The organism is Corynebacterium sp. KPL1986 (assembly GCF_000477975.1).
GTDB lineage: Bacteria > Actinomycetota > Actinomycetes > Mycobacteriales > Mycobacteriaceae > Corynebacterium > Corynebacterium accolens.
In genome coordinates, this window is sequence record NZ_KI515719.1 from 482,905 (window position 1) to 495,257 (window position 12,353).

Sequence of the window (12,353 nt, forward strand, 5' to 3'; positions counted from 1 at the left end):
TTGTTGAACAAATTGGGGGTAGTGGTGACATGGGTTACATAGTGTTGTGTTAATGTCTTTTCGAGGAATGAGACCTAGTACACGCATTCCTGCCAATGAAAGGACGATCTCTAAATGACTGAAAATTCTCCGCCGTCTAGTACTGGGCCGCACGAGAATGAGAAGGCGGTTTTCGCATCGGAAGATCATGGCCTTCAAAAGGGGATGGGCAATCGCCAGCTACAGATGATTGCCATCGGTTCCGCGATTGGTACCGGTCTTCTTTTGGGTACTGGTAGCCGCCTGCAAACCGCCGGCCCGTTCCTAGCGGTGCTTTACCTCATCTGTGGTTTCTTCGGCTACATAATCCTGCGATCCCTTGGCGAGCTCATCGTCTACCGCCCAAGCTCCGGCTCTTTCGTCTCCTATGCTCGAGAGTTCTACGGCGAGAAGGCTGCGTTTGTTACCGGCTGGCTGTACTGGGGAAACTGGGCCATGACTCTGGTCGCGGATGGTACTGCGGTGGCCATCTACATCAAGTGGTTTAGCCAGTACACAACATGGCTTGACTCGGTACCGCAGTGGACGCTTGCCCTCGTCGTCATCTGCAGCATCTTGGTATTCAACATGCTTTCGGTGAAGATCTTCGGTGAGCTCGAATACTGGTTCTCACTGATTAAGATCGTCGCTCTGATTATCTTTATGCTCGTGGCCATCGGTGTTCTAATCTTTGGTCATCCGAGTGGAGACCCGACTGGCTTCAGCCTGATTTCTAGTACCGGTGGCTGGTTGCCTAATGGCTTGCTACCTGCCGTGATTGTCATCCAGGGTGTTGTCTTTGCTTATGCAGGTATCGAGCTGGTGGGTACCACCTCCGGTGAAACCAAGGACGTAGAAAAGCACATCCCGCGCGCGGTAAACAACGTCCTCCTGCGTATTTTGGTCTTCTACTTTGGCTCTGTTCTGCTGTTGACCCTAGTGCTGCCGTACACCAACTACGTGGCAGAAGTGTCGCCCTTTGTGACCTTCTTTGAGTCCCTTGGCGTTGGCGTGGCCGCTCCAATCTTCCAGCTGGTGGTTATTACAGCCGCTATTTCCTCGCTTAATGCTGGCCTGTATTCCACCGGCCGCATTATGTACAACATGTCTACCTCTGGCTCGGGCCCGAAGTTCGGTGCCCGTATGTCCAAGTCGGGCGTGCCCTATGGCGGCATCGTGATGGCAGCCCTGGTGGGCTTGGCAGGTGTCTTCCTCAACTATGTCGTGCCTGAGATGGCATTCGAAATCGTCCTCAACCTGGCTGCGTTGGGCACTCTAGCCTCGTGGGCTGCGGTTGCTCTATCTCACCTGAGGTTTATCCAACTATCCAAGAGTGGGCGTTATACTCGTCCTGGGTACCGCTCACCATTTGGTCAAGGCGGAGACTGGGCGGTACTGATCTTCATTGGCCTGGTAATTATCCTGATGGCCTTTGATTATCCGATCGGAACCTATGCGCTTGCATCGACCGTGCTGCTCATTCCGGTCTTTGTGGCAATGTGGTTTGCATGGCGCGAGCGTATCCGCACTATTGCGGAGGAGAGGAAGGCAAAGCACCTGCCAACCTCGAGCTTCCCTGCCGCACCACAAACAGACCTTCACTCCAAGAACTAAGAAAGGAATTCTTATGAACCACGCTGTTAAGTTTGTAGACGTCGAAAATATGGCGCGCTGGATTCAGCGCGAAGGCGTAGAGAACATCATTACTGGAATGGTGGATTACCTCGAGGCTGACTACCGCGAATGGGAGCGCTTTGACAAGATTCCGCGCGTTGCCTCCCACACCCCGTTCGGCGTCATCGAGCTGATGCCTACCTCTAACGGTAAGGAGTACTCCTTCAAGTACGTTAATGGTCACCCGTCCAACCCTGCTCGCGGTTACCAGACCGTTACCGCATTTGGTGTTATCGCTGACGTCGACAATGGTTACCCGACCTTCGAAGCAGAGATGACCCTCCTTACCGCGCTGCGCACCGCCGCCACCTCCGCCATGGTGGGCAAGCACCTTGCGCGCAAGGATTCCAAGCGCATGGCGATGATTGGTGCTGGCTCGCAGTCCGAGTTCCAGGCACTGGGCTTCCGTGGCGTCATGGGCATCGAAGACATCACCATCTACGATATCGACCCTGAAGCAGTGGAAAAGTTCAAGCGTAACTTGGAGCCACTTGGCTTTAATATCACCGCCTGCTCTAGCGTCGACGAGGCAGTACTGGGCGCAGATATCATTACCACCTGCACCGCCGACAAGGCTCAGAACCAGATTCTTGCTGATCGCCACGTTGCCCCAGGCGTACACCTCAACGCAGTCGGCGGTGACTGCCCAGGCAAGACCGAGCTCGAGAGCTCCATCCTGGACAAGTCCAAGGTCTTCGTGGAATTCCCTGAGCAGACCCGCATCGAGGGCGAAATCCAGCAGAAGCCGGAAGACTTCCCGGTCGTGGAGTTCTACCAGGTGCTCACCGGTCAGGCCACCGGCCGCGACGATGATGAGCAGATCACGCTTTTCGATGATGTCGGATTCGCCATCAATGACTTCTCCGCGCTGCGTTACCTGCGCGATTCCGTCAAGGGCACCGACTTGGAGTCCGAGATTGACATCATTGCCAACCCGGACGATCCTAAGGATCTGTTCTCCTTGGTTGCTAACGTTCCGTCCCTGCTTTAAGGCACGGGTGGGGCAGAGGGATCCAACTTCTCCCTCTGCCTCGCTAAGGTGAGAACCACTATCCCTAGAAGTTGTAAGAGGTCCTTGTCTTCCTGCAAGACAAGGACCCTTTGTCATATTCGGATGTTTTGCACTAGTTAGTGATCCGGCATCCCGTGGAATGTTGCGGGCTGGCTCTTTATGCCACCTGCAACGTTGTGCAGCATAATGCCACGCTGTTCGGCTTCCTCAGCGAAGGCCGAGATGAAGCTGGCCGATCGCTTGCCGGAGGCGCAGTACACCCAGGCGTCGCTAAGCCCCGCGCCCTGCAGGGAATCGAGCAGGGAGCGCGCTGCCTCTGGATCTTCCTGCCACACGGTGGTCGGTAAGTGGTAATGCTTCGCGGTGGCGTCAAAAAAGAAATCATCAATGGCGGCCTCCCCGGCTTCGCGTACATCGATGGCCACGGCGCCGGCGCGCAGATCGTCGAACATCGCCGCGGTATCTTCGGCCCCCGGTAAGGCACAGGCAGCGCCACCGTAGTTGTGCTGCAGCTGTGTGGTTAGCTCACGTGCCGGGTCGTGGGGCACGCGGAAGTGAGTGATGGAGGAAGTCAGGGCATCGTAGATGCTCAACAGACCTACCCGGTCGCGGTTCATGCCGGTGGCGAACTGGATTAGCTCGGTCGACATCAGGCCCGCGACCACGCTTGTGGTCACGCCCAGCACGCCGGCGGTGGCGCAATCCGGCACGGAATCGGGATCGGGTTGCAGGGGATAGAGGTCCCGCATGCCCACGCCCGATTCGGCACCGGGTCCAGACCACCACACTGCGCAGTCGCCGCGAAATCGCAGCACCGAGCCCCATACCAGCGGGGTACCCGTGATCTCCGCAGCATCAGCGGCTAGGAATTTGGTGGCAAACGTATCGGAACCATCCACCAGGATGTCCACTCCACGGAGATAATCCACGGCGTTGTCGGCGGTAAGGCGGTCGCGAATCGCATGCACCACGATGCCGGGCTGCAGCTGTTCGAGCTTTTCGGCGGCGACGTCCACCTTGGATCTACCCACATCCTGGGTGCCGAATAGGATCTGGCGGTGGATATTGGTCAGATCCACCGTGTCGTCGTCGATAACAGAAATCTCGCCCACACCGGCGGCAGCCAGTTGCTGCATCAGGGGGCATCCCAATCCGCCAGCGCCGATGACAAATACGTGGGTGCCGTGCAGCGCTTCCTGCTGGGCGATGCCAAAACCGGGCAACAGGGTCTGGCGGGCCACTCTATGCAGCTCTTCGCGGGGCAGTTGGCTCATTACAGGACCTTATCTTCCCAGCTCGCCAACCCTTCAAACGATGACGAGGCCACGGCATGCTGCCTTTTCGGAATGCGCCCAGCTTGGCGGGCCAACCGGCCGCCTTCCACGGCGTATTTCATTGCAGTCGCCATCGCCAGGGGATCCTGGCAGCGGTTGATGGCACTGGCTAAAAGCACGCCATCGCAGCCCAGCTCCATGGCCAGTGCAGCATCGGAGGCCGTGCCCACACCGGCATCTAGCAGCACGGGAACCTGGGTGCGCGAACAGATCAGCTCAATATTGTGCGGGTTCAGGATGCCTAGACCCGTACCAATCGGCGAGCCCAAAGGCATCACCGCATCCACGCCCACGTCTTCTAGCCGCTTGGCGATGACCGGATCGTCACTCGTGTATGCCAGCACCACGAATCGTTCAGCAACCAGCATCTCGCACGCATCCACGAGCTCCACCACGTCCGGTAGAAGCGTGCGATCATCCGCGATCACTTCTACCTTCACCCAATTGGTGCCCAGCGCCTCGCGGGCTAACTTGGCGGTGGTCACGGCATCGCGGGCGGTGCGGCATCCCGCAGTGTTGGGTAGCACGTCAATGCTTAACCGCTGTAAGAGCTCGAAGATGGACTCGCCACCGGGGCTCTTAGCGCTGTGCCGGCGCATGGCGACGGTGGTGAGCTCCGTACCGCTGGCAACCAGGGATTGCTCCAGCATGTCCTGGCTGCTGGCCCCGCCGGTTCCCATTACTAGATGCGAATCGAATTGTTTATTTGCAATAGTAAGCATCGGAGATTCCTAACCGCCCTGTACGGCGATGAGGATATCGAGCTCATCGCCGTTGGCGACTTCATAAGACCAGTTGCTGGCTGGAACGACATCGCCATTGACGGCTACGGCCACGCCCTTTGGCGAGGCATCGCCAGTCTCTGCTTCTACGATGGCGCTCACGGTGATCGGCCCATCGCTGTTGCGGGGTTCTCCATTAACCGTGTATTCCATGGTGCTTATTCCTTTCTTTTGTGGCTATCGGGCGTGGCGTAGCGGATCGCAGGCCGAAATGTCTATCCCCGGGGACGTGCCCAATCCCAACTGGGCACCCACCTTAGCCCCCAGGGCGGACAGGAGGATTCCGTGGCGGAAGTACCCGGTGGAGATCACTAGCCCGTCGCGTACTTTGCCCAGGTAGGGCAAATCATCGGGGGTGCCTGGCCGGGCTCCAACGATCGCTTCGATGAACTCGCAATCCTCCAGTCCCGGAACCACGCGGATGGCATCGCGAAGGAGCGTGTGCACACCGTCCACAGACGGGCCCTTGCGGTTGTCTTCGCGGCTGGTGGCACCGATAGCGATGGTGCCGTCGGTGCGGGGAATAACATACACCGGCCGATCCTCCACGAATGCGCGCACCACCCGGGTGATTGGCGCTAGCTCTTCTGGTACCCGCAGCCGCAGCATGTCACCCAACACCGGCCGTAGTGCTAGGGGATTGGCGCCCTCGAACCAGCCATCCACGTCCTTGGCGCCCAGCCCGTTGCAGAGGTAGATCATGTTGGCAGTGACCATGGGGGCATCGGCAAGCTGCACATTTTGGCCGTCGATGCGCGTTGCTGCCGTGGACAGAAAGCGAACCCCGGCGTGCTGCAGATATTCCAGCAGGCACGCGCTGAACATGCGCGGGTTGATTTGATGGTCGCCCGGGATTTCCACCGCGGCCGCCAGTTGGGGGCTGAGCCCAGGCTCTAGCTTTCGTGCTTGCCGAAGTGGCAGCGCGTGGGCATCCATGCCGTGTTTCTGCTGTAGCGCCAGCAGCTCGCGGATGTGCACGCCATCGGCGCGGTCGGCGCCCACCACCAGGGTGGATTCACGGCGATGCCCGGTCGGTGCGGTGGTTTTCGCACTCAACCTGGCCAGAAGATCAGGGAACATCTCGCCCGAAGCAACCATCAGCGGGTACAACGGCTCTTGCCGGTATTGCACCTCCGCCACCGGAGCCAGCATGCCGCCGGCCACGAAAGTGGCACCGCTAATGGGGTGGGGATCGATCACCACGATTTCCGGTGGGTCGACACCCGCATCCACCAGCTCGAATGCGGTGGTAAGCCCGATGATTCCCGCGCCAATGATCGCGTGCTCGGCATTATGCATGTGAACCTGTGGCTGCATTCGCGCGGTCGAAAGCTCGGACAACTGTGGTCGCTAGCGCAGCCGGATCGTGGGAATCCATGAAGGCGCGCACAATCGCGACACCAGCCACACCGGTTTCGGCCAGCGCTTCGGCGTCGGCAGCCTGGACGTCTCCAATCGCCACCACCGGAACGGCCGAAGCTGCCACGAGCGGGGGGATAGCCTTCCAACCCCAGCGGGGCTCGAGCAGAGGTTTTCGTGGGCGTGGGTCGGAACGGCCCGGCACCGATGTAGTCGATTACATCGGCGTACTCGTTGGCACCCTGCACGAGCTCGAGGGTGCCGGTGGTCAACCCGATGATCGCATCCTCGCCAAGAACCTGCCGTGCCAGGCGCGGATCCAGGTCGTTCTGGCCGATGTGTACGCCGTGGATATTGTGGTTACCCATCAGCGCGGCGGCCACGTCGACTCGGTCATCGATAAGCACCCGCGTTGCTGGATTGGCCTCTTCGACCGCCGCCGCCACGTCGATAGCAAGCGCGGTCAGATCGCGCACGCTAATGGGCTTGCTGCGAACTTGAATCACGCCCGCGCCACCGGCTGCTGCCGCTGCGGCAACCTGCACGCCCTTCTCCTGCGGTACACCCGTCACGTGGTAACACCGCAGATCCAGTTGCTTAGCGCGCACTGTGTCCCGCTGCTTCCTTTTCCAGATCCTCGGCTACTTCTTTGGCCTCGCTGCGGTTCAGATACAGCTTGGAACCCGCGCGGCGGAATTCCTCGGCCATTTCTTCTTCGCCTTCGACATTTGTGACACCCTCTTCGTCCACGCTCTGGCGGCCGAAGCCAGGCAAGCCGAGGTCCTTGACTAGCGATTGCTCTCGGTCAGTGGCCAGCGCCTCGTCGATCTTCTCGCCGAATGCGTCGCGGATATCCTGGCTGATGCGCATGGAGCAGAACTTCGGTCCACACATCGAGCAGAAATGGGCGGTCTTCGCCGGCTCCGCGGGCAGGGTTTCGTCGTGGTAGGCCTGGGCGGTATCCGGGTCCAGGGACAGGGCGAACTGGTCGTGCCAACGGAATTCGAACCGCGCCTTGCTCATCGCATCGTCCCACTCGTGGGCGCCAGGGTGGCCCTTTGCGACGTCCGCCGCGTGGGCGGAGACCTTGTAGGTGATTACACCAGTCTTCACATCGTCCTTATTCGGTAGGCCGAGGTGCTCCTTCGGGGTGACGTAGCACAGCATTGCGGTACCACCCATCGCGATATTGGCCGCACCGATGGCGGAAGTGATGTGATCGTAACCGGGAGCGATGTCGGTAACCAGCGGTCCCAGGGTGTAGAACGGAGCTCCGCCGCACCATTCCTGCTCCTTTTCGTTATTGACCTGCACCATGTTGAGCGGAACGTGGCCTGGGCCTTCGACCATGACTTGAACGTCGTACTCCCAGGCACGGTGGGTCAGCTCACCGATGGTCTTTAGCTCGGCGAACTGGGCTGCGTCGTTGGCATCGGCGATGGAGCCGGGGCGCAGGCCATCGCCAAGCGAGAACGCGACGTCGTACTTGGCGAAGATCTCGCACAGCTCGTCGAAGTTCTCGTACAGGAAGGATTCCTTGTGGTGGGCCAGGCACCAACCAGCCATGATGGAACCGCCGCGGGAGACGATGCCGGTCACGCGCTTGGTGGTTAGCGGCACGAAGGGCAGGCGCACGCCGGCGTGGATCGTCATGTAGTCCACGCCCTGCTCGCACTGCTCGATCACAGTATCGCGGAAGATTTCCCAGGTCAGGTCCTCGGCCACGCCGTCGACCTTCTCAAGGGCCTGGTAGATCGGCACGGTACCGATCGGCACCGGAGAGTTGCGCATGATCCACTCGCGGGTGGTGTGAATGTCGTTGCCCGTGGATAGATCCATCACGGTATCTGCGCCCCAGCGGGTAGCCCAGCGCAGCTTGTCCACCTCTTCGCGGATAGAGGAGGTCACGGCGGAGTTGCCGATATTGGCGTTGATCTTCGTGTTGAAGGCAGTGCCGATGATCATCGGCTCTGACTCCGGGTGGTTGATGTTGTTCGGGATGATTGCCTTACCGGAGGCAACCTGCTCGCGCACCTTTTCTACATCGCAGTGCTCGCGCAGTGCGACGTATTCCATCTCCGGAGTGATAATACCCTGGCGGGCGTAGTGCATCTGGGTTACGCGCTTGCCTTCCTTGGCTCGCAGCGTCTCGCGGCTTATACCCTTCCACTCATCGCTGGCCTCGCCACGCTTGAGGGCGCGGTTACCGTCGTCCAACAGGTTGCGGCGCCGGCCCTCGTAGGCCTCCACATCGCCGCGAGCTTCGATCCAATCGCTGCGCAGAGCCTCTAGCCCCTCGGTCGGCTCGGCCCACGGGCCACGTGTGCGGTAGAGCTTCTGCGGCGCGTTCGGGCCGGTAGGGGAATCGTCCAGCTGAACCTCGGTCTCCGGCACCTGAAGGGTGAAGGTCTTGCCGAAGGATTCCACCTGCTTTTCGATGGGGGCGAAGCTGTGCTTCGGGTGGATTTCCGCACCGTACTCGTCGTTCGGAATGGTGGTACGGGTGTGTTGGGTAGACGTATCCGTCATAGTTGACTCTCCTCATTCTTCCTTCGCTGGTTCTAACCAGGCAGGTTCTAGCGGTACTCACGCGGGCATACAGCGCGATCTCAGCTCGATACCTCGAGCGCCCGTGTTCGGTTGCGCCTTCCACTGTAACGCACACCACGCGAGGGTGAAGTTATGGGTTAGGCGATTGACCGAGGGGACATCGGCAAGCAACATCAGGGAGTCACTAAATAGCTTGTCTGGGGTACGGGTTAGACTAAGCAGCATGATCGATCAGAAGCTCCTAGAGATCCTCGTGTGCCCCATCGACAAGCAGCCGCTGGAGGATCACGGCGACTATTTGGTGAACCCAAGGCTGAACAAGGCCTATCCGGTGCAGGATGGTATTCCGGTCATGCTGGTCGACGAAGCCAAGGACTGGCCCATTAAGTAGAGCGCCGCGCTCTGGAAAGACAACACGTAATAGGGAACAAGGGAGCACCTACGTATGAGCAACACCACGAACATTATCGATGAACTGCAATGGCGCGGGCTGATCAACCAGTCCACAGACCTGGAGGCATTGAAGGAAGCCGCAGAGAGCCCGATCAGCTTGTACTGCGGTTTTGACCCGACGGGAAGCTCGCTGCACGCTGGCCACCTCGTGCCGCTGATTATGCTGAAGCGCTTCCAACGCTTCGGCCACCGTCCCATCGCGCTGGCCGGTGGCGCGACGGGAATGATCGGTGACCCGCGGGATGTCGGAGAGCGCTCCATGCTCTCGGAAGAGCAGATCGCAGAGAATATGCAGGCAATCAAGGACCAACTTGAGGCCTTCGTGGACTTCACTGAGGCGGGCGAGTCCGCAATCCCGGCGGTTATGGTGAACAACGCGGACTGGACTAGCCAGATCAACGTCATCGAGTACCTACGCGATATCGGTAAGAACTTTTCGCTGAATACCATGCTGGACCGCGATACGGTCAAGCGCCGCCTGGAATCCGACGGTATTTCCTACACCGAGTTTTCCTACATGCTGCTGCAGGCAAACGACTTTGTGCACCTGCACAAAGAGTACGACTGTGTGCTGCAAATTGGCGGTGGCGACCAGTGGGGAAACATCGTTTCCGGCGTCGATCTGAATCGTCGCGTGAATGGTGCGAAGGTCCACGGCCTGACGGTGCCGTTGGTGACAGATGCCGAGGGCAATAAGTTTGGTAAGTCCACCGGCGGCGGCAAACTGTGGCTGGATCCTCAGCTGACCAGCCCGTACTCCTGGTACCAGTACTTCATTAATGCTGGCGACGCAGTGGTTATCGATTACCTGCGTTGGTTTACCTTCCTCACCCAGGACGAGATCGCGGAGCTGGCACGCAAGGTAGAGGAGGAACCCCACAAGCGTGAGGCGCAACGCGTATTGGCACGGGAGATGACCACCCTGGTGCACGGCGAGCAGGCTACCGAAGCAGTGGAGCTGGCTTCCCAGGCGCTGTTTGGTAAGGCAGAGTTGCAGGATTTGGACGAGGCCACGTTGTCTTCCGCATTGCAGGAAACCGAGATTGCCGAGGTCGGCGCAGAGGCAACGATTCTGGATCTGCTGGTTGAGGCGGGACTGGAAAAATCAAAGGGTGCTGCGCGCCGCACCGTGGGCGAGGGCGGCGCTTACGTGAATAACCAGCGCATCGAGGACATCGAGTGGTCGCCGAATTCCAACGATCTGCTACATGGTTCGTGGCTCGTGTTGCGTAAAGGCAAGAAGCGTTTCGCCGGAGCACGGGTTGTGAATCCTTCCTAGGAGCGTCAGCTTAGCTGTTAACTGATCCCTTGGTAATCGCGTTTTGTGCTTTTACCTGGGGATTTGTGTGTTTTTCGGGGTTGGGTGTAACTTTATCGAAGTCGCCGAGAGGTAGCCGGTTGGTTACTTTTGAGTGACTTTTTGTACTGACTTGACTCGGGGATTTGACTTGGTTCAGGTTGTTGGGTAAGTTGGTGCGAGCCGCCGATGAGAGGTTAACGTTTGGTTAATTTTGTTGTGGTGTGTGGATGTTGTTTGAGAACTCAATAGTGTGCCAATGTACTTATTTTTATTTTTGTGTGCATGGTTGTGTGTTGATTGGTCTGTTGGCCGGCGAACCTAATGGTGGTTTGTTGGTTGGTGTGTGCCGGTAAGGTGTTGGAATACGCATCTTTTTGAATACTGTTTAGTGTTTCGGCTGCATTGATGGATTGGTTGGCATGTGATTGTGTTCAACTTTTTGTCTCCCTTTTTTGTGCCCCGTCGGGTTGGGGGAGGCAGTTTATTTTTTCTTTGTAGTAATTTTTGGACGCCAGCATGGGCCTGCTTTTGTGGGTTGTGGTGGTTTGTTATTTTGGTTAGGTTTGGGCTTTTCACGGCCTTTTCAGTGTTGTGCTGAAATTCTTTTTGTGGAGAGTTTGATCCTGGCTCAGGACGAACGCTGGCGGCGTGCTTAACACATGCAAGTCGAACGGAAAGGCCCTGCTTGCAGGGTACTCGAGTGGCGAACGGGTGAGTAACACGTGGGTGATCTGCCCTGCACTTCGGGATAAGCTTGGGAAACTGGGTCTAATACCGGATAGGAACCATCTTTAGTGTGGTGGTTGGAAAGTTTTTTCGGTGTAGGATGAGCTCGCGGCCTATCAGCTTGTTGGTGGGGTAATGGCCTACCAAGGCGGCGACGGGTAGCCGGCCTGAGAGGGTGTACGGCCACATTGGGACTGAGATACGGCCCAGACTCCTACGGGAGGCAGCAGTGGGGAATATTGCACAATGGGCGCAAGCCTGATGCAGCGACGCCGCGTGGGGGATGAAGGCCTTCGGGTTGTAAACTCCTTTCGCTAGGGACGAAGCTTTTTGTGACGGTACCTAGATAAGAAGCACCGGCTAACTACGTGCCAGCAGCCGCGGTAATACGTAGGGTGCGAGCGTTGTCCGGAATTACTGGGCGTAAAGGGCTCGTAGGTGGTTTGTCGCGTCGTCTGTGAAATTCTGGGGCTTAACTCCGGGCGTGCAGGCGATACGGGCATAACTTGAGTGCTGTAGGGGTAACTGGAATTCCTGGTGTAGCGGTGAAATGCGCAGATATCAGGAGGAACACCGATGGCGAAGGCAGGTTACTGGGCAGTTACTGACGCTGAGGAGCGAAAGCATGGGTAGCGAACAGGATTAGATACCCTGGTAGTCCATGCCGTAAACGGTGGGCGCTAGGTGTGAGGGTCTTTCTACGACTTTCGTGCCGTAGCTAACGCATTAAGCGCCCCGCCTGGGGAGTACGGCCGCAAGGCTAAAACTCAAAGGAATTGACGGGGGCCCGCACAAGCGGCGGAGCATGTGGATTAATTCGATGCAACGCGAAGAACCTTACCTGGGCTTGACATACACCAGATTGGGCTAGAGATAGTTCGTCCCTTTGTGGTTGGTGTACAGGTGGTGCATGGTTGTCGTCAGCTCGTGTCGTGAGATGTTGGGTTAAGTCCCGCAACGAGCGCAACCCTTGTCTTATGTTGCCAGCATTTGGTTGGGGACTCATGAGAGACTGCCGGGGTTAACTCGGAGGAAGGTGGGGATGACGTCAAATCATCATGCCCCTTATGTCCAGGGCTTCACACATGCTACAATGGTCGGTACAACGCGCTGCGACACTGTGAGGTGGAGCGAATCGCTGAAAG

The 12,353-nt window shown here is 58.3% G+C and carries 9 protein-coding genes, 1 pseudogene, 1 riboswitch and 2 other annotated features; of the genes and pseudogenes, 4 read left to right on the forward strand and 6 right to left on the reverse strand.

Translation table 11 applies throughout. The features are described from left to right. Positions 1-114: 114 nt before the first annotated feature. Together HMPREF1287_RS02230 and HMPREF1287_RS02235 are read left to right on the forward strand one after the other, a co-directional pair. Positions 115-1,632, forward strand: coding sequence for an amino acid permease (locus tag HMPREF1287_RS02230; RefSeq protein WP_023017897.1), 1,518 nt, complete (start codon positions 115-117; stop codon positions 1,630-1,632). A gap of 13 nt (positions 1,633-1,645) precedes the next feature. Then, positions 1,646-2,683, forward strand: a complete 1,038-nt coding sequence (locus HMPREF1287_RS02235) for an ornithine cyclodeaminase (RefSeq protein WP_005280341.1) — start codon at positions 1,646-1,648, stop codon at positions 2,681-2,683. Positions 2,684-2,820: 137 nt separating this feature from the next. On the opposite strand, the gene HMPREF1287_RS02240 is transcribed toward HMPREF1287_RS02235, so the two are convergent. From HMPREF1287_RS02240 to thiC, 6 genes and pseudogenes are all read right to left on the reverse strand, one after another. Next, positions 2,821-3,978, reverse strand: coding sequence for a ThiF family adenylyltransferase (locus HMPREF1287_RS02240; protein ID WP_023017898.1), 1,158 nt, complete (start codon positions 3,976-3,978; stop codon positions 2,821-2,823). Further along, positions 3,978-4,760 carry a thiazole synthase gene (locus HMPREF1287_RS02245; RefSeq protein WP_023017899.1) on the reverse strand — a complete coding sequence of 261 codons (783 nt, stop codon included), beginning with the start codon at positions 4,758-4,760 and terminating at the stop codon, positions 3,978-3,980. Before HMPREF1287_RS02245 ends, HMPREF1287_RS02240 begins: the two co-directional genes overlap by 1 nt. A gap of 9 nt (positions 4,761-4,769) precedes the next feature. Next, positions 4,770-4,973, reverse strand: a complete 204-nt coding sequence (gene thiS / locus HMPREF1287_RS02250; RefSeq protein WP_023017900.1) for a sulfur carrier protein ThiS — start codon at positions 4,971-4,973, stop codon at positions 4,770-4,772. A gap of 24 nt (positions 4,974-4,997) precedes the next feature. Continuing rightward, entirely contained in the window at positions 4,998-6,119 is a 1,122-nt protein-coding gene (gene thiO, locus HMPREF1287_RS02255) for a glycine oxidase ThiO (RefSeq protein WP_023017901.1), read from the reverse strand. Then, positions 6,112-6,787 (reverse strand): annotated as a pseudogene (locus tag HMPREF1287_RS02260) (thiamine phosphate synthase). The gene thiO and the pseudogene HMPREF1287_RS02260 overlap by 8 nt, the downstream one beginning before the upstream one ends. Beyond that, positions 6,777-8,708, reverse strand: a complete 1,932-nt coding sequence (gene thiC, locus HMPREF1287_RS02265) for a phosphomethylpyrimidine synthase ThiC (protein WP_023017903.1) — start codon at positions 8,706-8,708, stop codon at positions 6,777-6,779. The pseudogene HMPREF1287_RS02260 and the gene thiC overlap by 11 nt, the downstream one beginning before the upstream one ends. A 1-nt stretch (position 8,709) precedes the next feature. Continuing rightward, positions 8,710-8,823, reverse strand: a riboswitch (TPP riboswitch). A gap of 129 nt (positions 8,824-8,952) precedes the next feature. Here thiC and HMPREF1287_RS02275 point away from each other — a divergent pair. Both HMPREF1287_RS02275 and tyrS read left to right on the forward strand, forming a co-directional pair. After that, on the forward strand, positions 8,953-9,120 hold the full coding sequence (locus tag HMPREF1287_RS02275) for a Trm112 family protein (protein ID WP_023017904.1): 168 nt from the start codon (positions 8,953-8,955) through the stop codon (positions 9,118-9,120). 54 nt (positions 9,121-9,174) lie between these two features. Continuing rightward, positions 9,175-10,461: a tyrosine--tRNA ligase gene (gene tyrS / locus HMPREF1287_RS02280; RefSeq protein WP_023017905.1), complete on the forward strand. Its 1,287-nt coding sequence runs from the start codon at positions 9,175-9,177 to the stop codon at positions 10,459-10,461. A 634-nt stretch (positions 10,462-11,095) separates the two neighbouring features. After that, positions 11,096-11,948 (forward strand) — a sequence feature (16S ribosomal RNA rRNA prediction is too short). Between the two features lie 60 nt (positions 11,949-12,008). After that, positions 12,009-12,353, forward strand: a sequence feature (16S ribosomal RNA rRNA prediction is too short).